Annotated in this window: 22 protein-coding genes; 7 read left to right on the forward strand and 15 right to left on the reverse strand. The window is 61.8% G+C overall.

Annotation, left to right across the window (positions count from 1 at the left end; translation table 11 throughout):
• Positions 1–19: 19 nt before the first annotated feature.
• On the reverse strand, positions 20–883 hold the full coding sequence (locus EGM87_RS21680) for a TauD/TfdA dioxygenase family protein (RefSeq protein ID WP_044661083.1): 864 nt from the start codon (positions 881–883) through the stop codon (positions 20–22).
• A 322-nt stretch (positions 884–1,205) separates the two neighbouring features.
• Here EGM87_RS21680 and EGM87_RS21685 point away from each other — a divergent pair, with 322 nt between their 5' ends.
• The 6 genes from EGM87_RS21685 (at position 1,206) to EGM87_RS21710 (ending at position 8,526) form a co-directional block, all read left to right on the forward strand.
• Complete coding sequence (locus EGM87_RS21685; protein WP_193989141.1) at positions 1,206–1,775, forward strand: 3'-5' exonuclease; 570 nt, start codon at positions 1,206–1,208, stop codon at positions 1,773–1,775.
• An 80-nt stretch (positions 1,776–1,855) separates the two neighbouring features.
• The gene (locus EGM87_RS21690; RefSeq protein ID WP_048576877.1) at positions 1,856–3,193 is read left to right on the forward strand and encodes an LLM class flavin-dependent oxidoreductase; all 1,338 of its coding nucleotides are present in this window, start codon (positions 1,856–1,858) and stop codon (positions 3,191–3,193) included.
• Positions 3,194–3,441: 248 nt separating this feature from the next.
• Positions 3,442–6,021, forward strand: a complete 2,580-nt coding sequence (locus EGM87_RS21695; RefSeq protein ID WP_137708851.1) for a TonB-dependent receptor plug domain-containing protein — start codon at positions 3,442–3,444, stop codon at positions 6,019–6,021.
• Positions 6,022–6,025: 4 nt separating this feature from the next.
• A complete protein-coding gene (locus EGM87_RS21700) occupies positions 6,026–7,543 on the forward strand; it encodes a flavin monoamine oxidase family protein (RefSeq protein WP_171407218.1) in 1,518 nt (505 codons plus the stop codon).
• A gap of 16 nt (positions 7,544–7,559) precedes the next feature.
• The gene (locus EGM87_RS21705; protein ID WP_025547998.1) at positions 7,560–8,066 is read left to right on the forward strand and encodes a RidA family protein; all 507 of its coding nucleotides are present in this window, start codon (positions 7,560–7,562) and stop codon (positions 8,064–8,066) included.
• Positions 8,067–8,166: 100 nt separating this feature from the next.
• A complete protein-coding gene (locus EGM87_RS21710) occupies positions 8,167–8,526 on the forward strand; it encodes an LLM class oxidoreductase (protein ID WP_253719172.1) in 360 nt (119 codons plus the stop codon).
• Positions 8,527–9,588: 1,062 nt separating this feature from the next.
• On the opposite strand, the gene EGM87_RS21715 is transcribed toward EGM87_RS21710, so the two are convergent.
• The 8 genes from EGM87_RS21715 to EGM87_RS21750 form a co-directional block, all read right to left on the reverse strand.
• A complete protein-coding gene (locus EGM87_RS21715; RefSeq protein WP_137708849.1) occupies positions 9,589–10,590 on the reverse strand; it encodes an IS30 family transposase in 1,002 nt (333 codons plus the stop codon).
• 360 nt (positions 10,591–10,950) lie between these two features.
• Complete coding sequence (locus EGM87_RS21720) at positions 10,951–11,280, reverse strand: type II toxin-antitoxin system RelE/ParE family toxin (RefSeq protein WP_137708848.1); 330 nt, start codon at positions 11,278–11,280, stop codon at positions 10,951–10,953.
• Positions 11,277–11,531: a type II TA system antitoxin, ParD family gene (locus EGM87_RS21725; RefSeq protein WP_137708847.1), complete on the reverse strand. Its 255-nt coding sequence runs from the start codon at positions 11,529–11,531 to the stop codon at positions 11,277–11,279. Before EGM87_RS21725 ends, EGM87_RS21720 begins: the two co-directional genes overlap by 4 nt.
• Positions 11,532–11,640: 109 nt before the next feature.
• Positions 11,641–12,834 carry a tyrosine-type recombinase/integrase gene (locus EGM87_RS21730; protein ID WP_253719173.1) on the reverse strand — a complete coding sequence of 398 codons (1,194 nt, stop codon included), beginning with the start codon at positions 12,832–12,834 and terminating at the stop codon, positions 11,641–11,643.
• A 108-nt stretch (positions 12,835–12,942) separates the two neighbouring features.
• Complete coding sequence (locus tag EGM87_RS21735) at positions 12,943–13,449, reverse strand: lytic transglycosylase domain-containing protein (RefSeq protein WP_253719174.1); 507 nt, start codon at positions 13,447–13,449, stop codon at positions 12,943–12,945.
• Entirely contained in the window at positions 13,446–16,355 is a 2,910-nt protein-coding gene (mobF, locus tag EGM87_RS21740) for a MobF family relaxase (protein ID WP_137708846.1), read from the reverse strand. The genes EGM87_RS21735 and mobF overlap by 4 nt, the downstream gene beginning before the upstream one ends.
• Positions 16,352–18,418, reverse strand: coding sequence for a type IV secretion system DNA-binding domain-containing protein (locus tag EGM87_RS21745; protein WP_137708845.1), 2,067 nt, complete (start codon positions 18,416–18,418; stop codon positions 16,352–16,354). Before EGM87_RS21745 ends, mobF begins: the two co-directional genes overlap by 4 nt.
• Positions 18,415–18,714 carry a CopG family transcriptional regulator gene (locus EGM87_RS21750; protein WP_137708844.1) on the reverse strand — a complete coding sequence of 100 codons (300 nt, stop codon included), beginning with the start codon at positions 18,712–18,714 and terminating at the stop codon, positions 18,415–18,417. Before EGM87_RS21750 ends, EGM87_RS21745 begins: the two co-directional genes overlap by 4 nt.
• 459 nt (positions 18,715–19,173) lie before the next feature.
• Between EGM87_RS21750 and EGM87_RS21755 the strand changes: the two genes are divergently transcribed.
• Positions 19,174–19,410 carry a hypothetical protein gene (locus tag EGM87_RS21755; protein WP_137708843.1) on the forward strand — a complete coding sequence of 79 codons (237 nt, stop codon included), beginning with the start codon at positions 19,174–19,176 and terminating at the stop codon, positions 19,408–19,410.
• 184 nt (positions 19,411–19,594) lie between these two features.
• Here the strand turns inward: EGM87_RS21755 and EGM87_RS21760 are convergent, their stop codons facing one another.
• The 6 genes from EGM87_RS21760 to EGM87_RS21785 form a co-directional block, all read right to left on the reverse strand.
• Entirely contained in the window at positions 19,595–19,801 is a 207-nt protein-coding gene (locus EGM87_RS21760; protein ID WP_137708842.1) for a hypothetical protein, read from the reverse strand.
• Positions 19,802–19,851: 50 nt separating this feature from the next.
• Positions 19,852–21,012, reverse strand: coding sequence for a DUF2493 domain-containing protein (locus tag EGM87_RS21765; RefSeq protein ID WP_137708841.1), 1,161 nt, complete (start codon positions 21,010–21,012; stop codon positions 19,852–19,854).
• 82 nt (positions 21,013–21,094) lie between these two features.
• Positions 21,095–21,610 carry a DUF736 domain-containing protein gene (locus EGM87_RS21770; RefSeq protein ID WP_137708840.1) on the reverse strand — a complete coding sequence of 172 codons (516 nt, stop codon included), beginning with the start codon at positions 21,608–21,610 and terminating at the stop codon, positions 21,095–21,097.
• A gap of 1,139 nt (positions 21,611–22,749) precedes the next feature.
• Positions 22,750–23,613, reverse strand: coding sequence for an ATP-binding protein (locus EGM87_RS21775; protein WP_216614590.1), 864 nt, complete (start codon positions 23,611–23,613; stop codon positions 22,750–22,752).
• Positions 23,614–23,763: 150 nt separating this feature from the next.
• On the reverse strand, positions 23,764–24,204 hold the full coding sequence (locus tag EGM87_RS21780; protein WP_137708839.1) for a hypothetical protein: 441 nt from the start codon (positions 24,202–24,204) through the stop codon (positions 23,764–23,766).
• Positions 24,205–24,206: 2 nt separating this feature from the next.
• Positions 24,207–24,608: a hypothetical protein gene (locus EGM87_RS21785; protein WP_216614591.1), complete on the reverse strand. Its 402-nt coding sequence runs from the start codon at positions 24,606–24,608 to the stop codon at positions 24,207–24,209.
• Between the last annotated feature and the right edge of the window lie 22 nt (positions 24,609–24,630).

The raw sequence follows: 24,630 nt of genomic DNA on the forward strand, positions 1-24,630 counted from the left end.
GCAACCGGCCCGCCAAGGATCAGAGGTTCGCGTAGAGCGGTTCGTCCGCGATCAGGATGCGTTCCAGCACGCGCGGGAAATCGCCATAGTTGCGCACGGCATAGTGAACCGCCGCCCGATTGTCCCAGAAGGCGACCGAGTTGGGACGCCAGGAAAAGCGGACCTGATATTCGGGCCGCTTATATTGCCGGACGATCTCCTCCAGCAATTCGCGGCTCTCCGCCAGTTCCACGCCCAATATCTGCGGCCGCTGGGTATAGTTGACCCAGAGGATCTTCTGCCCGGTTTCGCGATGGGTGCGCACGACGGGATGCGCGACGATGGGATAGTCGTGCCCGGCGCCGACCAGAGCTTCCCGGAAGTCATGGGTGACGTGCAGCCCCTCCAGCCGCGCCTTGACGTCGTCCGACAGCCCTTCATAGGCGAGATGCGCGTCGACCCAGATGGTGTCCCCGCCAACATCGGGCAGGGTGACGGCGCGCAGCACGGCGCCCCAGGTCGGCACCAGCCGCCAGCTCGTGTCGCTGTGATAGGCGTCGCCCGGCCTTACGTCCCGATGGATGCGCTTTTCATATCGGGCCGCGTCGGCCGCCGCGATCTTGTGGATGGGCGCGATCCTGGAATCGGCGGTGGTGCTGGGATGGGTGTAGAGCGGGCCGAAGGCCGCGGCGAAGGCGGCATGCTGTTCATTGGTCAGCGGCTGGTCGCGGAAGAACACGACCTTGTAGCGCAACAGGGCGGCGCGGATCGCGTCGCGCTGTCCGGGGGAAAGCGGCCTGCTGAGATCGACGCCGTCGATTTCGGCGCCGATGGTCGGTTGCAGGGGGCGGATGCCGATGATCCCATCGGCGCGGTCCAGAATATCTGCTGCTGCGGAGGACATATCATCACCTTTCAAGGTCGCCGGACGATTTCCGTGCAGGACCATTGCTAAGGGATGGATGCGCCGTCCGGTTATGATGATTGGTCGGCATGCTTTGAATATCCGAATATTATTGGCAATACTCATCCATGTGGAAATACGGGTCCTTCAATATCATTGCCTTGGCGGAACAATTGATCGGTCCTCCTATTCCAATCATTCATGGTTCTTCGGGCAGAGAAAATAACTGTTCGCCGTCCGAAGCCTGTAGATCGGAACGGAAGGAGCGTCGCCACATCCGGTCGGGATCGTGGCAATTGCCGGAATAACGGAGATCGCGCCCATGGATTATGTGACGATCGATTTCGAAGCGAGCTGCCTTCCCCGTCATGGCCGGTCCTTTCCAATCGAGGTCGGGATAGCCGATGCGAAGGGCGCCCGGTCCTGGCTGATCCGTCCCCTGACCGACTGGCGCGCATGGGACTGGACGCGGGAAGCGCTGGACCTGCACGGCATAAGCCCGGAGCAGCTGGAGCAGGAGGGCATGCCGGCCGATCGGGTCTTCGCCGAACTCGACCGGGCGGTCGGCGGACGGCGCCTTGTCGCGGACAGCGGCATCGACGGTTATTGGTGGGATATGCTGGCGAAGGCCGCCGGCCGGGAAAGCGCCCGTCCGATCGAGCATGTCTCCGCCATCCTCGACGCGCTGGCGGTGACGAGCGAGGACATATTCGCGGCGCAGCGGCATGCGGACCGGCTTTGCCCGGCCCGCCATCGCGCGGCGAACGATGCGCTGTGGCTGTGGACAGTGTTGGCGAAGCTGGAACCGCGCGCCGGGGAGTTGCCGCATCCGGCATATTTGCCGTCGCTGCCCAATTACGAGCCGCGCTCAATGGTTTTGCAAAATCGATAAATGGCCGACCATTATGCGTTGGTCGGCCGATGGGCGGAATAATAGACCGGTCCGCGCCAATCATTGAGCGAGAACCGATCATGTCCCAGCACCGTCATATCAAGCTCGGCTTCATCCTGCACGGCGTCGGCCGCACCTGGAACGACTGGCGGCACCCCGGCCGCGACGTCAATGCCAGCACCAGCCTGGCCTTTTACCAGAAGCAGGCGGCCACCGCCGAACGCGGCAAGTTCGATTTCCTCTTCGTCGCGGACAGCCTGTCGATCACGGAGAAGTCCAGTCCGCATTATCTCAACCGCTTCGAGCCGATCACCATCCTGTCCGCGCTGGCGGCGACCACATCCCGCATCGGGCTGGTGGGAACGCTGACGGTCAGCTATTCCGAGCCGTTCAACGTCGCGCGCCAGTTCGCCTCGCTCGACCATCTGAGCGGCGGCCGGGCGGGATGGAACATCGTGACGTCCTGGCTGGGCGATACCGCCGCCAATTTCAGCAAGACCGAGCATCCGCCCCATGCCGTGCGCTACCGCATCGCCGGGGAATATCTGGACGTGGTCCAGGGCCTGTGGGACAGCTGGGAGGAGGACGCCCATGTCGCGGACAAGGAAAGCGGCCAGTTCGTCGATCCGGAGCGGCTCCACCGGCTGGACCACAAGGGCGAGTTCTTCCAGGTGCGCGGGCCGCTCAACATCAAGCGGACGCCGCAGGGCCAGCCGGTCATCTTCCAGGCGGGCGCTTCGGACGACGGGCGCAATTTCGCGGCGAAGCGGGCGGAGGTCATCTTCACCCATGCCGAGGACGAGGAGGCGGGCCGGGCCTATTATGCCGATGTGAAGGCGCGGGCCAAGGGTTTCGGCCGCGATCCGCACCAATTGTTCATCCTGCCGGGAATCGCCCCGATCGTCGGAGAGACGGACGAGGATGCGGAGGCGCGTTATCGCGAACTGGCGTCGCTGGAATCGATCGATACCGGCCTTGGCTTCCTGTCGCGGACCTTCAACGATCATGATTTCCGCCAATATGATCTGGACGCGCCCTTCCCGGACGTCGAGCATATCGGCATCAATAGCCAGCAGAGCGCGACGTTGCGGATATTGGCATTGGTGCGCGCCGAAAAGCTGACCCTGCGGCAAGTGGCCGAAAGGCTGGCGACGCCGCGCGGCGCCTTCGTCGGGTCGCCCGAGACCGTTGCCGACCGGTTGCAGCAATGGTTCGAAAGCGGCGCCGCCGACGGCTTCGTCGTGTTCGAGCCGCTGCCCGGGCAGCTCGACCTGTTCGTCGACAGGGTGATCCCGATCCTGCAGGCGCGCGGGCTGTTCCGCACCGAATATGAAGGCACCACCTTCCGCGAACATCTGGGCCTTGCCCAGCCGGACAATCGCTACAGCAGCAAAGCGGCCGAAAAGAGCGCCGCCTGATCGCCCGCGGGCCGGGCTTTGACGGAGGGGAGCGGCAAGGTCGCTCCCCCTTGCAGCCGGTCGGATCGCGAACCGGAGCGGGATCGATCGTCCGGAAATCGCCCTATATTCCGCACCGTTCCATCTATGACGAAAACTCGATTGCCTCAATAATCTACCGATATAGTAGATAATTCAGCGCAGGGATGGGGCCGAAGCCATGTCCCGCCCGCGCGGATCATGCGACAAATCATAAGCAGGGGGACTTCATGCATTCGGTGAAAATCTGGGCCGGGGCCGGCGTGGCCCTGGCGGCGGTGGCGCTTGCCCAAGGCGCGCAGGCGCAGGTGCAGCCCGCCGACAATGCGGCGGCGGCGGCCGCGAGTGAACGCGACGCGATCATCGTCACGGGTACGCGCCGGACGGATCGCACGGTCAGCGAATCCGCCGTGCCGGTGGACGTCTTCAGCGCCGGCGACCTGGCGTCGCAGGCGACCAGCGACATCAAGGCCGCGATCAAGAATCTGGTTCCCTCCTTCAACCTTCAGCGCAACGCGCTGTTCGACGGATCGGCCTTCGTCCGGCCGCCGACGTTGCGCGGCCTGCCGCCGGACGAGACGCTGGTGCTGATCAACGGCAAGCGCGTCCACCGTTCCGCGCTGGTGCAGGTGAGCGGCGGGTCGCTCGCCGCCGGGTCGCAGAGCGCCGACCTGTCGCAGATTCCCGGCGCGGCGGTCCAGCGGGTCGAGGTGTTGCGCGACGGCGCCGCCGCCCAATATGGATCGGACGCGATTGCCGGCGTCATCAACTTCGCGCTCAAGAGCAATGCGGAAGGGCTGAGCCTCAACGCACGCTATGGCGAATATTATGAGGGCGACGGGCGCGACATCCAGTTGTCGGGCAATTGGGGATTGAAGCTGGGCAATGAAGGCGGCTTCATCAACCTGACCGGCGAATATATCAATGCCCATGACACCAATCGCGCCGTACAGCGTCCGGACGCGGTGGTTCTGGAAGCGCTGGGCTATGACGTCAAGCAGCCGGTGACGAGGTTCGGCAGTCCCGATACCGAAGCCTATCGCTTCTTCGTCAACGCGGAACTGCCGCTGGGCGACGACGCGCTCTATTTCTTCGGCAATTACGGCTATTCGGATCAGGTCATCGACTTCAACTATCGGCGTCCGATCGCCGTGACGACGACAGGGCCGGCCGGCAGTCCCTTCACCTTCGGCAAGTCGATTTCGCTCTATTATCTCGACCGCAATGCCGATGGGACATGGAATGCCGATGGGCGGACCTGGAATGACGCCAATATCTTTCCCAATGGCTTCACGCCGCGGTTCCGCAGCACCAATACGGACATTTCCGCTGTCGGCGGCTATAAGGGCGAAATCGGCGGACTGCATTATGACGCCAGCATCGGTTACGGCCAGAACCGGATCAAATATTATATCAGCGACACATTCAACCCGTCGCTGGGGCCGGATTCACCGACCGACTTCTATGACGGGTCGCTGGAGCAGCGCGAGCTGAACGCCAATCTGGACCTTAGCTATCCGCTGGAGATCGGCCTTGCCAGCCCGCTCAACATTGCAGGCGGCTTCGAATATCGGCGCGAGAGCTTCCTGATCGGCGCGGGCGACGCGGCGTCCTATACGCAGGGCATCTATGCGTCCCAGACGGTGCGGCGCGCCGACGGTTCGACCTTCCTCGTCACGCATCCGGTCGGCTCCAACGGCTTTCCCGGCTATGGCCCGACATCGATCGTCGACCGGTCGCGCGCCAGCCAGGCGGCCTATCTGGACCTGGAGGTGGACGTGACGCCGCGCTTCACCCTGGGCGGGGCGGTGCGTTACGAACATTATGACGACTTTGGCGGCACCGCCAATGTGAAGGCGACGGCGCGTTATGCGTTCAGCGACGCCATCGCGTTGCGCGGGGCGGCCAGCACCGGCTTCCGCGCGCCGACGCCGGGGCAGCTTTACCTGCGCAACCTGCAGACCGCCTTCATCGGCACCAATCCGGTGCCGGTGCAGATCGCCACATTGTCGCCCGAAGACGCCGCCGCCAGATATTATGGCGCGACCGCATTGAAGCCCGAGGAGTCGGTCAATTTCAGCGGCGGTCTTGTCCTGACGCCCACACCGTCCTTCACCATCACGGCGGACTATTACAATATCAAGGTGACGAACCGCATCGGACTGACCAGTCGGGTTTCGGTGACGGATGCGGATCGGGTGCAACTGGCCGCGCTGGGCGTGGTCGATCCCAATTCGCTGGGCGCGGTCCAATATTTCACCAATGGTTTCGGCACCCGGACCCAGGGCGTGGACTTTGTGGCGAATTATCGGGCGAATACGGGCTGGGGCAAGTTGGGATCGTCGCTGGCGGTCAATTACAACCGTACGAAGCTCAGCTATCGCCGGACCATCACCTTGCCGGGCGGACGGTCCCTGCAACTGATCGACGACGAGCGCAAGCGCGACATCGAGACGCTGCTGCCCCGCTGGCGCGGCGTGTTCACCCAGACGGCGGAGGCAGGACCGGTCGATGTCGTCGCCCGCGCCAATTATTTCGGCAAGTTCACCAATAACCAGCTTGCCTCCAATGGCGGGAACAAGACTTTCGGCGCGGAAGTCTCCTTCGATCTGGAGGTCGGCGTGAAGGTCGCGGACAAGTTCCGGATCGCCGTGGGCGGGGAGAATATCTTCGACAATTATCCCGACCGCGAGACCCGGCTGCTCTATCCTTCCACCGGCGCTCCGGCGAGCGGGTTCGTCTATCCCGACGCCTCGCCACTCGGCGTGCTGGGCGGATTCTGGTATCTCCGTGTCTCGGCGGAGCTTTAAGGGCGTGGCGCCGCTCGACCGGCGCGCCCTGCTCCGGTCGCTGGGCGGCGCCACGCTCGCGGCGGCGCTTCCCGCTCCGGTCGTTGGTGCGACCCGGACGGACGGGGTGGGGAGCGTCGTCATCCTGGGCGCGGGGATCGCCGGGCTGGTCGCCGCAAGGGAACTGGAGCAACGCGGCGTCGACGTCACCGTGCTGGAGGCGCGCGAGCGCGTCGGCGGGCGGGTGTGGACGCTGCGCGGCGGCGACAGCTTCACCGACACAGACGGGACGACGCAGCGGGTCGGCTTTGGCGACGGGCTGTACCTGAATGCGGGCGCGGCGCGGATTCCCAGCCATCATGACGGCGTTCTGGGCCTCTGCCGGGACCTGCATGTGCCGCTGGAGGTGCTGGTGAACAGCAGCCGCAGCGCCTTCATCGCGGATGCGGACGGGCCGCTGCGGCTGCGGCAGGCGGCGAACGACCTGCGCGGGCATCTGTCCGCCCTGCTGGAAAAGGGGCTGCGCGCCGGGTCGTTCGACCAGACGATCGATGCGCCGACGCGCAAGGCGCTGGAAAGCTTCCTCACCGGCTATGGCGACCTGGCGGCGGACGGCCATTATGGCGGCAGCGCGCGGTCGGGGCTGGCGCGGCCGCCGGGCGCGTTCGACGAGGTGCAGCAGGCAGTGGCGCCGCGAACGCTCGACCAGTTGCTCGCCAATCCCAATCTGGCGGGCCTGCTGTTCGAGGAAGAGATCTACATGCAGGCGACCATGCTGGCGCCCGTCGGCGGCATGGACCGGATTCCCCGCGCGCTGGCCGCATCGCTGCGCAAGCCCGTCGTCACAGGGGCGGACATAGTGGAGATCAGGCGGGCCGGCGCGGGCGTCGGCATCGTCTGGCGCGATGCGAAGGGCGGCGCGCAGGTCGTGCGGGCCGACCGCGCCATCATCACCCTGCCCCTGCCGGTGCTGGCGGGCATCAAGGGCGATTTCAGCGCGCCGGTGAAGCGGGCGATAGCCGCCGCTCATTATCAGGATACGGTCAAGGTCGCCTTCCAGAGCCGTCCCTTCTGGGAAGAGCAGCAGATTTATGGCGGCCTGTCCTTCGTCGGCGGCGAAACCTCCGTCATCTGGTATCCGTCCGACCGTTTCCAGCAGCCGCAGGCGGTCCTGCTCGCCGCCTATATGGCATTGGACGCGGCGAAGAGCTTTGCCGCGCGGCCGATCCCGGAGCAGATCGCGCTGGCCCGCGCCGCCGTCGATCGCATCCATCCCGGCCATGGCGCGGACCTGCAATCCCCGGTCGTCGTCAACTGGCGCAAGACGCCCCATAATCTGGGGCCCTGGCTGGACTGGCATGCGGACGGCAACAGCCTGGACGATTTTCGCCTGCTCAACCAACCCGATGGCCCTTTCCTGTTCGCGGGCAGCCATTTGTCCCAATATTCGGGCCATTGGCAGGAAGGCGCGGTGCTTTCCGCCCGGCGCGCCGCCGATGCTCTGGTACCGTCGCCCGCAAACGTCACCCCCCGTCACGCCTGAAAGAAGGAGTTTCATCATGTCCCATCCCCTCATCCGTCCCCTCGCCGCGCTGGGCCTGCTGGTCGGCGGCGCCGGCAGCGCCCATGCCGCGTCGGAGGTCGTCCGGCATGGCGCCGAGGGCCCATCGCCCATATTGACCGGCGTGACCGTGCCCGCCGGGGCGGAGACGCTCTATCTGAGCGGGCAGGTGCCGCCCGTGGCCGACAAGGCGGCCGACCCCACGACACCCGCCGCCTATGGCGACACGCGGACGCAGACGGTCGGCATCTTCCGCAAGATCGAGGCGCTGCTGGCGGCACAGGGTTATGGCCTGCAGGACGTGGTCAAGCTGACCGTCTTCCTGGTGGGCGATCCCAAGCTGGGCGGGAAGCAGGATTTCAAGGGTTTTTCCGAAGGCTATGCCCAGTTCTTCGGCACGGCGGCGCAGCCCAACAAGGTCGCCCGGTCGACGGTGCAGGTCGCCGCTCTCGCCAATCCGGGCTTTCTGGTCGAGATCGAGGCGGTCGCCGTCAAGGCGAAATAAGCGGTTCCGTTCAGAAGCTTCAAACAGCCTATGAGAAGGCCTCGTTGGTCACTGTCCCACCGCCTGGTCTAGACTTTTCCCATATTCGGAGGATTTGGACATGGCGGACACGGCGCAGCGGCAATTGCATCTTGGCGCGATATTGGAAGGGGTCGGGGCGGATCATGTCAGTTGGCTCGACCCCGAGCTGCCGGGCGACGCCAGCATCGACATCGACTGGTATATCGACAATGCCCGGGCGGCGGAGGCGGCGAAGTTCGACCTGGTCTTCATCGTGGATTCGCCCTTCATCACGCCCGATACCGCGCCGCATTTCCTGAACCGGCTGGAGCCGCTGACCCTGCTGTCGGCGGTGGCGGCGTCGACGTCGCGCATCGGGCTGGTGGGCACGCTCACCACCTCTTACTGGGAACCCTATAATGACGTTCCCACAAATCCGATAAGCAATTGGTTATTATAAGATTTTAATGCATGCTATATCGTGAAAGCCAACAAATTGCCAACAAGCACGATATGCCACTTCTTGGGACGGTGCGGGACAGATGTCAACCGCGGTAGGGCCGCCCGAAGCTGGTCCCGCCCCCAATGTCCATCGTCGAGGCCATATAGCCGCACCAACCTTCAACACCTATCACTCTCGCCGCGAGCGCGGAACTCTACCGAAGGGGAAGGAAATTTCTCATCCCAGGCTCCGATCGTTTGATTAATCCCCCGTTGGCTCCTCGCCGAAGGGAGACCTAAAGTGATCGATCGTCATCTTGTTCGGACAGTGCTTATGCGCCAGCGATGGAATAGTCGCCCGTCTCAGTGACAAGACCTTGCCAAAACACGCCTCCACCCGGGGAGGTCGCCCGCTGCGCTTTACAGAACTGGTCGGCATCGGCGAAGACACCGTCCTCGAAGTCAAAGTCGAGTGAGGTGTATCTCGAGGAGCGAATCCTCAATGTCTGCTGTGCCATCATCAGCCGCGAATACGAGTACGGTAACGAACTGCCCGTTCGCCCCCCATCTCAGCAAGCTTAGCATGATAGCCCCAGCGAGTTTCGGATTCGGCAACCAAGACAACCTTAATGCCAGGGACTTAATGAGACTTCCTAGCTCCTCTTGAGACGGGAGCAGGATTCCAAAAACACACGCACATCGCTGGACATTCAAAATAATTTAATAACTACAAATTTCGAGACCAACAAAATATCCAACAACTATATTGGACTCTTAACGACATCATGGGACCGCATGACACCGAAGTCAATATTTTCTCGATCCACGTCTTTCATGGACGGATTTTTAATATCCACCGATACTCAAAATCCGTCTTCCAATTTCTTTGATCGATTGGAAACCTCGCGATCACAGCCGCGGCTGGCATGGAGATTTCAAGAGACCGCCTCACCGGTACCTGGCCGTTCAGACCCCTTACCACGGCCCGCTGGTTGGCGGTTTCGATTTGAAGTGCGACGCCCGAGGTGATGCGTAGCATTTCATCCGGGGTGGGGCGAGCCCCACCCCGGATGGCAAAATTTTATCCGGCCTTGAGGAGGGCGATCTGCTCTCTCAGAACCTCATGCGGGGTGCGATAGCCCAAGCACTTGCGGGGTGTGCTGTTGAGGCGATCGGCAACGGCCTGGATCTCCTTGTCCGATAGCAACGCAATGTCAGTGTTGGAGGGCAGGAAGCGCCGTATCCGTCCATTGCAATTTTCCACGCCGCCTTTCTGCCAGGGTGCTGACGGCAAGCAGAAATAGCTGGTAATGCCGAGCCTGTTTCGCAGCGTCGCAAAGGCGGCAAATTCCGTGCCGCGATCAAAGGTGATGCTGCGCCGGAGGGAAGGGGGCAGAGCATGCAAATGCCGATCGATGCCGGCCATGACGCCTGCGGAGTGGCGGCTCGGATTACGCGCGAGGAAGGTGAAGCGGCTGCGGCGTTCGACCAGCGAGGTAAGATTGGCTTTGCCATATTCCCTCCTGAAGATTAGGAGATCGCCTTCCCAATGCCCGAAGCTGCTGCGATCGCCTATTTCCTGCGGTCGTGCACCGATCGTATTGAGCAAGGGAATATGGAGCCCGCGTGGCTTTCGGCCATAGCGTTGCCGACGCGAACGGCGGGCGACAGGCAGATGGCGCCACAGTTTCTGGTGCCGTCCATCAGGTCCATAGACATATTGGTAGATGGTTTCGTGGCACACCGCCTCGCGCATACCGCGATGGCGGCGAAGGTAGCCGGCAATCTGCTCGGGCGACCAGGCCGCCGACAACCGGTCAGCGATATAAGCGGCGAGTTCTGGCCTGCGCGCGATCTTGCCGCCACGCACTCGACGCCCACGGGCCATGGTCTGTGCAACCGTCGGATAATAGCCTCGAAATATCGGATGCTCATCCAGATGCCGGTTGCGCTTGAGCTCTCGATAAATCGTCGCAGGATGACGCCCCAGGACATCCGCGATTTGCCTTACAGATCGTCCGGTTGCCATCAACCGATAGATATCCCGCCGCTCATCCAAACCCAAATGCTGATAGCCGTTCATCGCGTGCCTTCCTGGAAAAGGGATCAAACCCTTACAAACCCTAGGATTTCGCACTTCGATTTAGAATCCACCGTTCCGCGCAGAAAAGTGCGTGAATAAGCATTATGTTAAGCGGAAATGAGATTATGAATAAGAATTATTGTCGTTTCCCGAAGATCGCAAGACTCTGACTGAATCTGGCTGCAATTACCCGAGTTCGCGAGACAAAAATTACCCAAGATCGGTAGACTTTTACCTGAGATCGCAAGACTCCGATGGCGCCAGATTTTGGCCTGCAATGTATCAGCAGATAGTATACCGCAGGGCCTTGCGTGCCATCAAGCGACAAAGTCCGGTCACAACATGGAAGATGGCACGGGCCTAATATTGTTCACTATCAATTTTGAGTCGGTCTATCAGTTGTACCATCAAATCCATGCGCTCATGGAGAAGTGCCACAACAAGAGTTGGTGCGTCATCGCGCGGCACACAGAAAATATAATGATGCTCGCAATGGACCATGCGCAATGCCGGATAAAGCGCGCTCATGTCCTTGAAAGTGCCGTGGCCGACCGCAATGCGTTCAATGCCGCGCTGCAGCTTGCCGATATAGGCTCGGACCTGTGCTGCACCCCATCGTTTCCGCGTGTATCGGATAATCTCCCTAAGATCGGCTTCCGCTGCGCTTGTGAGAACATAGGTGACAGTCAAGCGCGGCCGTCTCCGCCCAACTCTTCATCCACGATCGTGCCGATGCTTTTGGTCGATACGCTCCCGCTCAGACCGGCGGCGATCCGCTGCTCCAGCATCGATTTCAAGTCCTGCCACGCCTGATCGCTATCTGCCTCGCCGGGGAACAGGCGCTCGATCGCATATTGCTTGATGGTTTTGCCCTGAAGAGCGGCCAGCGCCTTTAGGCTCTGGTGCTGTTGATCGGTGATATCGATGGTCAGACGACTCATGGGAACCCTCGTGGAAACGCAACAAACCCACATTAGCACAAATATGGGTTTGTTGCTAATCGACGCATGGCGGCGGAAACGCACCCCATCCGAATGGCCAGGAAATGGTTCAGCTTCGTATCCGTGACAGGACGCGTGCAGCGACATTGCTCTGGACAGCCAGCTTGCGGCCGTAGCGCAGGGCCGTTGTCGGCGAACTCCACCGCAGGGCCTGGGCGATGCCGACGCCATCTTCGCCCGCGGCAAACAGGTCCTGGGTCAGGCCGACCCGGAGCGAGTGGGTGGAGAGCGCCTTCAGGGCGTGTGTGACCTTGGAGATGGGCAGAGTCACGAGCCCTTTGTCATGGGCGGAGAGCGCGACGCGCCGATAAATCCCATTCACGCCTTGTCGTGTCAGTGACGCGGTCCCGATCGTGTAGGTGGTGCGGGCCATCTCGGTCGTTTTATCCTCGCTTCGGGCGCGGCGGCGATCCACGCCAACCCGTCGGAATATCGGACCTTCGTGAATGCCGCTTGCCTTAAGCCACGCACCGACGCGCCGCATGGTTTCCGGCGATAGCCACGCCCATGCGCCGATCTTGTCCTGATCGGTCTTCGATGACGGAATGAACAGCGTGGCCGAGCCGTCTTCCTGCGGTTCAATGTGGCGCTCCTCGACGGCCACGAGTTCGCTGACGCGAAGCCCGGCATCATAGCCCAGCGACAAAAGCGCGGCATCGCGCAAGCCCTGGAGGTCACCAGGGCACGCATCGAGCAGCGCCGTAAGCGTGAAGCCTTTGGTGACAGTCCGATCCAGCGCTTTCCCGAACCTGAGGGGCGCAGCTTGCCGCTGGTGGGCGCCTTTGCGTCGGCGGACAGCCTTCAGCGCCGCGCGGACCATCGGGCTATTGGTTGCGAGCGCCAGTCCTTCACCTTGGTCAATCATCCGATCGACCGTTGCCAGACTGGCCATGCGGCGGGCGATGGTGGACGGTTTCTTGTCCATGCCATCCAGCGCTCGGATGTACAGCACGAGCGTTTCCGGCTCGGCCGGCAGGATCGACCGCTGCTCCTTGCGGCACCATGCGGCATAGCAATCGAGATCCGCCGAAAGAGCCCGTTTGCTGTTGTCCGCCATGGCACCGAGCTGGGCTTCGAATCCAATCTCACTGATAGCAACTGCGTCGGCCGGCAACGTCGCGATGATGGCATCGATCAGGCGCTGGTCTACGCTCTCCGAATCTGTGCGTTTCCGCCGCAACGGCAGCGAGGCATCCGTGCGCACGACGACAAGTTCACCCAGTTTATCAACTTGTTCGTCCACCGAAAACGCCCCCTGCCCTGTCGATTTTAGCCCTCTGTTAATGCCATAACATGCCATTATCGATAGTGACATGGAGGATAAACCGAGCCTGCAAGAAGGAGTTCTGCCCTATTTTTCGAATGCCGCCGGCCCAAACCGTGCAACAAGCCGCCTGCCGACATTTTGGATATAGCGTGTATTCGTCCATCGAACTCGACTATGATAATGGCCGATCGCTTTCCAATAATCTTGGACGCTCTTTAATTCGGTCAGGAATATCCAGCGGGCGGCGTACACATTGAAGCAGGCGTCATGTTGAAGCCAAGTCCACACGTCGGATTCCGATCGATGAACCAAGACTGAAATTCGAGGCACCCACCAACTGTTGATCTGCAGTGGGCCCAAATCGTAACTGCCGTCAGCGTTCCTGATCTTGGCTCCAACCCACCCCGCTTCCTGATCGCGCAGCCCCCAAAGCGTCTTTTCCAACCAGCCCTTTCCATTTGATGCAAGCCGAATACACCGTGCCACCTCGACATCCCCCGCAAGCAGCGTTGCCTTAGCGGGAGTTGCATGCACGATTGACGCGCTCATGGCGATCATGGCTGCCGTCAGCAGGCCCCAAAGCCTGCTCATCGATCCTGCCCCCTCGTCTGATGACGCCCCTGATGATGGGTCTGCTCCGGCGTAGGCCGGTCACGTTCGATGAATGAACGCAAAAATGACTCGATCTGCTCGGTGACCGATCGCGCGCGACCCGCCAGCTTTTCGGGCAAACTCAACCCTTCCGCGCGCGATCTGGGTTTTGCCGAACCCAAATGTTCTCGCCTCTCCCGCCTCTGGATTTCCTGATCAATGCGCTGACGACGCAATTTCTCCCCATGACGCTCCATGAAGCTGCGCGGGCTGTCTCGATCAAGGCGGCCAAGACCTTCCAGGGACGACGTCTTTTCACCAGAGTTCCGTTCCAATTTCTTCGCGAGCTTTTCCCTGTCTTCCGTCCAGAGCTTCACACCGAAGCGCGCTCGGGTAATCGCCGTGTAGAAGTTTTGACCATTGACGAGGCTTGATCCAACGGGGGCCAAAACATAGGCCCGCGCATAGGTCTTGGACTGCGACGAATATACGGTTTCGGCGTAGCCATGATCCCAAGTCTTGTGCATCGACAAGTCTACGGTCTGGATTCTAGCCTCCCGATCCCACCTGATCGTCGCAAACGATCCATCGAGCTTTTCGACCGTGCCCCGCTCGGCATTCTTCAGATCAAGCTCCTTGTTGGCCAGTCGCCACTGAACACGATCCCCCGCCGCCAGATCGCGTTCGCCCTGCTCGAATATATTGACCTGCCGGGGCCGCGTCGAACGTGGGTCCCACCGGATAACGCGTCCCTGCTCATCGGTCAGGCGAACGATTTGCCGGCCGTTCTCATTGCGACCAAGCCCTGCCACGCGATATTCCGCGTCCCGGACGATGCCGATCTCGGCGATGTCGCGCCCAAATTTCACGACCTGCCCACCTGAATAAAAGCGCGCGAACCGCTTCTCTTCATCGGACATCCCCGCCGGCGACAAAATCTGGAGACGACTCTCCTCGATGGCGATGCCCCCCTCCTTCTTGAGCGCTTCCCGTATCTGGGCGTTCACAGCCAAGCGGGTGGCATTTTCAAGCACCAGTATATTCGTGCTATCGCGATGCTCCGGTTTGAGGCGGGTCCACTCCCTCACCATGTCCTTGGCGAGTATGTCCACGCTCTCCCCGCTTACGACCTTATCGAGTGCGGCGATCGAAGCGGGATAGTCACCCTCGCGCGCGTATGTTACCGCCGCCTTCATCGACCTGGTTTCCTGCCGTACCGACTCCTTGAGTTCCGCGGTCGGCAATCCCAGTCGTTGCAGCAACCAGAAGGCTTTGCCCTGCTCGATGGCGCCGGTCTGGTGATCGTCACCCAGGAGGAGAAGGCGAGCCCCCGTTTTCCGGCTGATCTCCAGCACACGGGCCGCTTGCCGATTGCCGAGCTGCCCGGCCTCATCCAGCACAAGAACATGGCGGTCGCTGATTCCATGACCGCCCCCGGCAAGCAGGCTGGCAACGGTCCGGGACTCGATGCCGGCATCCTGCCCAAGCTTCAAGGTCGCAGACGAGGTCGGTGCGGTCGCGATGAGGATGGTCTCTGGTTCTGCAGCCTCTTTGAGCGTCTTGACCAGCGTTGATTTCCCCGAACCGGCGACACCATGGATGCCATTCACCCGATCGCGCGAGATCGCGACGGCCACCAGCGCCTGTTCCTGGGCAGGCGTCAAACCGGCCTTTCCTAGCGCGTCCAACAATCGGTCCGCAGACGCGATGGGCCGAGCGTCGTTCAACGCGAGCGCCAGATGCTGCGTCAATGCCTGCTCAAGACGGGCGGTTTTTCGCGTCGTGCGCCCCCGGGTCAGTATCCGGTCGCCCGTTTGTTCGCGCGTTGCCAGAAGCTTGCGCCGTGCCTCATGGACTTCGATTATCGGACGGACGTCAGACAAGCGCACTTCCCCGACATGGGAGGCGAGGCCAAGACGGAATATGCGTCCCAGATTGTTCACCGCTTCGCGCGATTCCGCCTGTCGCATGCCGAACAGGGCGGCCCGGCCGACGTCAGCGGCGCGCGGAACGATCTCCCTGCTCTCCTTTCGGCTCAATAGGTCAAGACCTTCGCGATACCGTTCCGATCGCTGCTGCCATTGCTCCCGAAGCGCCTCGATGCCGATCTTCTGTTTGTGTGGCCGGGTCGCATAGAAGGAGGCCTGGCGTCCGGCCTGCCCGGTCAGCCCCTCTTCCCGCGCATGGGCATCGATCTGCTCGGCGCGCTGGGAAAATGCCTTCACCAGATCCTGCGGGACTCCCTTGATTTCAAAAAGGCCGGTGCGCGGATCATGGTCGATCGCATAACCCAGCTCTCGAAGGCCATGGGCGAGATCATTGCGATACACCTGTCCTGCCGTCATCTGCTCAGAAAACATGGCGCGCGTTTCGAGACTTGCCATTTGCGCGTCACCGTCCCGGCCGGTGATGTTCATGACAACCACATGGGTGTGGAGATGGGGGTCGAGTTCCCGGCTGGCATGTTCGGTGAAGCGAGCAAAAATCAGCCGTCCAGTCGTCTCATGCACGATCTCACCTTCGACCCGACGGCGCAGGGCGGCATGTTCCTCCAGATAGTTCAACGCCGTCCCGACCGACTTTTCATGGGCGGCCAGTATCCGTTCGTCTCCTGCGACCAACGCCATGATGGAAACCGACTTGGGCGCGCTCACCGCGAAATCCCAGCCAGGATGATGCTCGATCTCCCCGCCCCCGCGGTGCCTTCCAAGCTGCTGCTCCCCAACCCGGCCGGAGAGCAGTTGCTCGAATATCCTGGAATCCACCTTTCCTTCCAGACCAAGGTCACGCGCTATCGCCCCTCCCCATTCGGAATGCTCATCAGGCCCCTTTTTGTAATAATCACCGAGCGCATAATAGCGCGCGACATTGCCGGGTTTGCCATATAGGCGGACGGGATTGATCATGCCGGCCTTGCCTCTTCGCGGGGACCATCGGCGCGGCCATGCTGGACAAGGTTCGACTGGATGCTGCCCTGTCGCGCCGCCAGCAAGGTCCAGGCATCGCGTGGCGGGATCGGCAATTCGCCCTGCTCCGCGCCAAGGATGGCATCGACCTGCGAGGCCCCAGTCTCGACCGCAGGCGACCCACCTACGCTCGGTGTGCCGGTAGCAGAAGCACCGGAGCCCTTCCCCTCTTTAGCGGGAGGACGCAGGTCATCACCCTGCTCCCTTTCCCGCTCGAGCGCGTCGCGCACCCGTGCTTCGGCCTGGGCCAGCTTGACCAGTTCGCTCGCCTTGCTGAGCCGTTCCGGCGGCCCTACACGCTCGACAAAGGCGGGTTCGTCCGACGAGACGTCATTATATCGGTCCGCGAACTTGACCACCGGAAGGTCACGCCCGAACCGGAGGAAGCCGGACAGGTTGGGAAGATTCGTGACCTCCGTATGCATGACAAGCGGACGGGTCACCTGCATCCGGGAGAGATTGACGCCGTCCCGCATGTCATTGACGCCATAGCTCATGCCTTCATTGGCTTCGACCTGTTCGACCTGGCCCAGATTTTCGGAGACATGCCTGGCGGTGGGGGTGTCATTGGCGCGCAAGGCCACCCAGGTCGAGCAATAGCCGGTGATGGCAGCGGCATCCTGAATGCCATAGGTCGCCTCAAGCTGAGGGTAGCTCTGATAACCCAATATGCCGCAGCCGCCATATTTGCGCGCCCGCGCCAAAAAGTCGCTCAGCGAGGGCAGCTTCTGAAGCGTCGGCAGTTCGTCGATGACGCAATAGAGGCGCCGGTCGCGATCCGGCATCAGGCTCATGATCGCGCTGATGGCAATGTCGAGCCAGACCGTGATCAGCGGGCGGAGCGAGGGGAGCTGGTCTGCCTTCACGGTGATGAACAGCCAGCTTCCCGGTTCCCCTTTTTCCACCCAGTCACGGATGGAGAAACCATCCTCGGTGTCATCGAGATAGGAGAAGCTGCGCATGACCGAGGCCAGTTCCGCCTGGATGCCGGCCGATGTCCGGTCCCCTTCCATGCTGAGAAAAGCGGCGGCATCGGTCCCCGCCACGAACGCCACGAGATCCTTGAGCTTGGACCGGAGCAACCGGTCCAGGAGCAGCGAGACATAGGTGTGCTTCTGCCGGGCGAGCTTGCGCAGGACCGCGACCAGCGTTCCTCTCGCCGCCTTCGCCCAGAAGGGATCACCGCCCTTATCCGGGATCGTGGACTCGGCGATCTGATCATAATGATAATCGCGCGGGACATCGACCCAGGGGGACCATCGAGCGGTCCGCTGGTCGAGGGGATTGAGCAGCGTGTCATATTTAGGGCGATAGAATTTCTCGACGAAAGTGCCTGCGGTATCATAGACGATCGCCCGTCGACCCGAGGCGCGAATACCCTCCAGCATCTTGACGATAAGGTTGGTCTTGCCCGTGCCGGGTGCTCCGCAGAGGAGAATATGCTCGGGCTCGAAAGCCTCCGGCACGGGCACGCCCCCGATCATGAGCGCCCCCTTTTTCTGCCACAGAAGCGCGCGCTTGAGCTGACCCACGGTGCCGAAGCGGGCGCCGCGCAGGAACTGATTGGAGCCAAGACCGTGTCCGGTGCGGGTGAAATAGAACCAGGCCCAAAGCAGCATGGCAAGCGCAAACACTCCCGACAGAGCGGCCCCATGCAGGAGATAGGTTTCAAAGGCCGCAAGGGTCTTGTGGGCAAGCCTGGATTCGAGCAGCGCCTTAGGCGTCGTCCAATATTGCTGGCCCGTCGGTGTCCTGAACAGGATCGGTGTCACGTTGCCGGGAACGGTATCGCCCATGAAGGTCGCCTGGGCGATCTTCACCAGTACGAAACGCTCATAGTCGGAGGATTTTTCGAGCGCATACCAGATGATGCCGCCAATCCAGATCACCAGCCCGGCAAGGCATGTCTGGTAGAAGACCTGGGTGGTCATGCGGACATTGTGCACGATGGCCTGTCCACCCCTCGTCCAGCTACCGAGCGTGTCGTTGCGGAAGATACTCATGAGCGCCCCTCCTCAGCCAGCAGGCCCCGCTCATCGAGCAGTTGGCGGGCATAGCCTTGCCCCTTTTCCAGGGCCTGTGGCGATCGTTCGCCGATCGCGGTCACCAGGATGGCGAAAGTCTGGATTGCCACCGCGAGGATCTCGTCTTTCGACGAGTAAATATAGGTGCGATCAGGATCGGCGGCCCGGCTCAGGACCGATCGGATGAAGGCGGAAAGACTGAGATCGGCCCCATGGGCGCGACGCAACAGGCGCCGATGGAGAGCGTCGTCGAGACGAAAAGTAACCGTGACCATGCAGAAGCTCCGATGATGCGGAGCTCCTGCCGGGGAGGTGAAGCACGGCCTTTATAGTTGAAATAACCCGATTTTTCAATGCCTCGACGACGCGGCATTTGCCATGTCAGGAGACGGCAACCGAATACAGGTAATACCGCATGATTTCAGTATGTTATCGAACAAAAGGAGTGGTTCGGTCATACCCGTATTACATTTAGCAGTGGACGGGTAAGACAGGTATGACGCCGGCAAAGCCGTAGAAATGCTGGGAAAAACGCCGCGCAGCATCCGTGCGTGGGGTGCATTACAAACGGCCTGCGGCCGTGCGTCCTGCCTTACGCAGCGACAACGTCGCTGCGCAGCCTCGTCCGGGCACGGGCGGGGCCTCTTTTCTGCTGCTGGTGGGGATTGCATCGCGCGGACTTACCGGGAAGAGTGGGTCGGTGGCGGGCAGACCATGTTGCAAGGAAGATGGTCATGCCGAAAATGTCTGAACGCGAGAAGCTCGCCGATCTGGTCGAGCGTCAAAAGCGGATGGATACGGAGATAGAGGCGGCGCGGCATAAGCTGCGCGAGCGCTATGCCCGGATCGTTGCTGAACTGCCCGTCGAGGGGTTGAGCGAGCGCGAATTTCGGGACGTACTTGGTCAGGTAATTCGCGTTGGTGGTGCCGCAGCGTTTGCCGCACTCAAGCCCCTGCCCAATGCCGGTTGATGGTCCTATATCCGTTTCATCCATAGCGGAAAGGGGAGCAACGTTGGCGGGCCGCCAGGCCCGTCAAAAGGTGCGGCGTGGGGGAAACCGTTCGGGTTTCCCCCACCTGCCGCAACGGCACGGCAAAGGACCGACGCGGGCGTGTTCGCGCCGGTCCTGCCGGGATCGAAATGGGGACAGACGCTTAGGGCGGGCCTAGAAATTCATAACCGCTGCTATGCCCGCAATGGTCGCAATCGATGGTGTGATAAAGATTGATGCGACCGCCATCGAACTGCTGGAAATAGTGATGACAAGCGAGTTTCTCGCAAGTGGGGCATGGTAACCCAAGGCATTCATCATTCAGCTCCATGTCGCCCGGTTCGATGCATCCATCATAGACTCTGACCATGGAAAATCTCCTGTAGGTAGGTGGCCCGCCCTCGAAGAACGGGCCGTGGGTCAGGCTGCAAGGCGGGCCTTGCGTTCGCACTTGGCGGCGCGGATCGCTTCGATCCCCTCGGTGTCGGGCTGCTGGCGATCAATACGGAAAGCGTGGGTAGGGATGCCTGCATCCTTGAGAAGGTCGAGCAGGTTCGCCTGTATGCCGGAGCCTTGGCATATCAACGCTTCGACGGGACGGAGGTTGACCAACTTCTCGTTACGGACGAACCCGGCGCGACGGCCAAGGCGGTTTTCCGGGGTGAAGGCGACAAGCGGGACGCCTGCCTCTGCGGCCCATGCAGCGGCGATGGCGTCGGCTCCCTTGCGCTGCGCGGTGGTTACAAGGGTCATGTGCGGCACGCGGGTTTTGATCTGGTCGAGCTTGTCCCAAATCATCGGCCAGTCATGCCATTCCTGCCCGCCCGAAAAGACGACAATGGGGCCTTGCGGCTTGTAGCGTTCGCGCGCTTCAAGGGCACGTTCGCGCAGGAAGTCGGCGGCGGCGATCTGGCTTGCGGTGGTCACGCTCGACGCTCTGGAACCGCGTGCCGCGCTCCACGGGAAGCCGGTTTCGGCACGATAGACAGCGGCGGCATAATCGCGCATCGCCTCTATCGCGGCGCGCTGTTCCGCGACCGTGTAGCAACGGACCTGCAATTCCTCGACATTGCTGTTCCAGACTTCGCCCGCTTCGGGATCGCGGACCATCTCCCCCAGCTTGAAGGCTAGGCTATCCTCTATGCCCGCCAGCTTCCGCGCCTCATGATGGAAGCTGTTGACGAAGCCCCATGCGATTGGCTGGGCGGTTGCCTCCATTCTCGTATCCCGGAAAAGGTCGAAGAGGGTTGCGATGATCGCCCCGCAATCCTGCTGCGCCTGCATCGGGCGCGGCATGTCGAGTTCTTCGGGGTCGCGCGCGCCTTCGATGATGGCGAGCGGCTGGACGTCGCCAAACGCGGCTTCGATTTCAGGGATGGCGGTTTCCTCGGCATAGACTTCACCAACATCGCTGAAATGGCCGAGACGCTGGCGGGTCGCTTCGGCATCGTCGGGTTGAAGATCGTCCAGCGGATCGCCTTCGCGGGCCGGGTCATCGGTCGCGGACGGTTGGGATGCCCTGAAGGCTTCGCGCATGTCGGCAAAGTTGCTATAGCGGCGTGAGGTCGTTTCCTTGCTCATGGTATCAGCACCTATCGAGGGGGTTTCGGCTCAGGGTCGGGGGGAGCGCGGCTAACGCTTCCCCCGCCCGTCGGACGGTCGATCAGAACGGGATTTCGTCATCGATCCCCTGCCGTTCGGTGAGGTTGCCGCTATCGTCGGCGTTCCCCTCAAAGCTGTCCGCCTTGCGGCTGCGACGCGCACGGCGGGGGGCCGGATCATTGCCGGGTTCCGCACCGAACGGATCGCCTCCGCTTTCATCGGGGCCGCCTTCGGCGTCGTTGAAGTTGTCCTCCTCACGCTTGCGGCGACGGTTCCACGCGACGTTAAAGCCAGCCTCGCCGTCCCCGAAAAGCGCGATCGGCAGGGGGGCGTTGAAGCTCGGGTCGTCAACCTGTCCTTGGTAGAAGGTTTCGCCGGTCGAATTGGCGGTGGCCTCCCAAAGTGCGCCGATCTGGACCCAGCGCCGCGCAGGATTGAGCGCCATCACCTCGAAGGACGGGGCGCGCTCATGGTTGCTCTGAACGGGTTTGAGACCAAGGCGCGGAAGATGCAGGCTGGCGGTCGAAATGGAACCGAACAGCGTGCCATTATTGGGCTTGAAAGAACCGATCTGCATGACAATTACTCCAAGATGCCGGGTAGATTACCCTGTCTTTAGGGACCATTCCCTTCCGACATCTTCTTTATACTCCCTCCCCTCTTGTCGTTACAGGCCATTGATTTCTTGACAGATTTCCATCGTACCTGGTGAGTCCGAGCATAAATCTCCGCGAAGCGGAACCAATACAAAGACGCATTGACCGCGCCAGCGGGCAATTCTTTCGATCGACCGCGTCGTGGAGCGAAGCGCGCCCTCGATCCCATCGCACCCGGAGCCGTCCTCGCAGGGTCCCAAGGGCCGCGCGGATTTCTTGTCGCCAAGAAGCACGGGAGGGGGGATGTTAGCGCAGCTTGGCAAAATGGGGCCGGCGCTGCTCTTGAAACAGACAAAACGCCGCCGGCCCCATTTTGCCTAGCGGAGCTTCCCCCCGACGCAATTCTTGGCGACGAAAATCCGTGTGGCACGCCAGGGACACTGGGAGGCGGCGAAGGGAGCGATGGGATCGTGGGCTCCAAAGACGCTATCGCGCGCCAGCGCGATTCCTCAGGCGAAGCCTGCCTTGCGGTGCCGGTGCCGCAGTGGTGATATCGGCGGGACTTGACGCCCTCGCCGCGCGCGCCGCGGAAGGGATCGTTACCGAAGGACGGAACCGCGGAACGCGGGTCCGGTCGGAGCGAGCGCAGCTCGCGGAGATAGAGCCCGTTCCCGGCTTGCCGGGATCCGCCCTCCCTTCTTCCCTCCCTCTGCCCTACCAAACTCCGCCCCGCCCGATGCGCCGCCACTTCCCAATCCGCGCCATGCCCTTGCCGATCACCAAGGCCACCTGTGCAAGGCCCGAGAGGTCGCGCTTATCCTCCTCGGGGAAGGCGACGACTATCGGTGACGGTTTGACTATATCCCGTCGGAGCGGACGGTGATGGACGCGTTCCGGGATCTCGAATGGCTGACCGATCTCCCCCATAGACGCGCTCGGATGGTGCGGACGCTCCGCGAAGCGGGTGCCCGCATCCCGCGAAAGCCTGGTGCCGACCGTCATATAGAAGAGAAATCGGGCGGGCCGATCGCTGGCCGCCCCTTCGGATTCAGACCTTGGCAGCATAAAAAATGGCATCCCGACCGATGCCGGGATGCCATTTTCAGGGCGAGTATCCACACTATGTCGTGGGGACCGTACCGCTGGACGCACGCGGTCGCCAATCCCCCTGAGAGGCAGTCTGCCGGGGCAACCGTCGCCTGATCGGGAACACCTCATATTTGATCCTTCCAGCGGCGTCCGCGATGACAATATCGACCTTCACATACCATCCGCAGCCGCCATCGGCGCCTTGGATATGCGGCAGCTGGCAGGGCACGGTGAGGCCGTGGAAGTTGATCCGGAGCTTTTCGCGGTGGACATGATATTTGTCGGCGAAGATGCCGATACGACAGCCGTTCCATTCCTCTATCCGTGTCGCTTCGCGAAGGAAGCTCTCCTGGGGCTGCAGTTTTCCATCGAACCAGATCGGGACCAGGCAGAAGCGCGCGGCATCCTTCACCGCCTGTTCAAGCTGCTGCGCCCACGCTTCGGGCAGGTCGATCTGGATTTCAGTACCCCTGTCGAGGGCGGAAGGGGTGACATCGAGCGGCTTGCCGCTTTCCCACGCGTCAGGCGTGATGGTCACCTGCCAGGCTGCACCGCGTTCGGCGGCGTGAGAGTGTACGGTCACATGGCGGCCCGCAAGGCTGAACACACCCATGCCCGCGGGGTCTTCGGAGCGCGCGATATTCTCATCCCAACCGGAATCCCCAAGGGTCAGGAACTTGGCGGGATCGGCGATGCCGCGCCCGTCGTCGCAGATGTGCAGCACGGGGCCTCGATCCGTCACAGTCAGGCCGATATCGATGCGCGTCGCGCCAGCTCTACGTCCATTCTGAATGGTTTCGAGGAGCATATCCAAGGCACCGCCATTATGGAATCTTCCGATCCTGGTGAGCAGGGACTGGCTAACCGAGGTGTGGATCATGGTGGGAAAGGTCATGTGAGCCTCCAGGATTGCTGCAACCTAGTCGTTGCCCCTCACTGCGACCTTCCTCCACTCCATCGCCCAGACTCACCTCCGGGATCTGGCGGCATGAAGGGCACGACTGATGCGAATTTGCGAGGCGACCGCGATTGCCTGATCCCGCAGTCAGGCGGCGATGCGCCGATAGATCGCCTCGCCGTTGGAGAATGTGCCGAGACGGACGAGCGTTGCGAAACGCTGCTCGAATTTCGCCGCGATCCGGTCGAACCAGCTTTGTGCCAGCCCCTGATGATCAGCGTCGATATCCTCGCGCAGCACCACCCAGTAAGCGATGCAGCCGCAATATTCCGAGATGCCGAAGGTGGCGTAGCGGTTCATGGCGACAATCAGGTCTTCGCGGCCAATCCAGCCGTTCGCGATCCAGGCCGAAGGATAGTGCACGAGGATTTGCTCGCGGAAGTCCTCGACGATGAACTGCCAGTCGTCCTGTGCGACAAGTTCGTCAACATGCCCGCTGGCGGGATCATCGTCGTCGGCGATCCAGCCTGCGTCCCATTGCGCGAACGCGACATGCGCCCCGCTGGGATAGGAAACCGAGCGTCCCATGGTCAAATTCCTTCGCTTACAGGCGTTTCGGAGGTAGGAGACGTAGCGGGCAGAAGGACCGGCTCCGTGAGCAGCTTGCCACCCTTCGGCAGGGGCTGCGCTCTGATCGTGGGATGGGCGGGGTCGGACCAGTCGATGTGGTGAACGATCCACTCCGGCACGAAATCCCAGTCAAAGCAGAGCGGATAGGTTCCGCTGACGTCCTGCCAGGCTTTCTTGACCGCGCTCGTCCAACCCACGGCGATAAGGCGCAAGGCGGCGGTCCCGACGGTCTCGCAGCTGCGCACGATCGCCGCAGCCAAAACCCTTGCGGCCGGATCGCCGCTGGCCTGATCCCGCAATGCCAGCACGGCTTCCCAGAGGCACGCCGCGGTTTCGAGACTGAACTCTTCACGCTGGTTCATATGCCGATCCTTTCGTGTGAAG

It is taken from the genome of Sphingobium sp. RSMS (genome assembly GCF_005406185.4).
In the GTDB taxonomy this organism is placed as follows: Bacteria; Pseudomonadota; Alphaproteobacteria; order Sphingomonadales; family Sphingomonadaceae; genus Sphingobium; species Sphingobium fuliginis.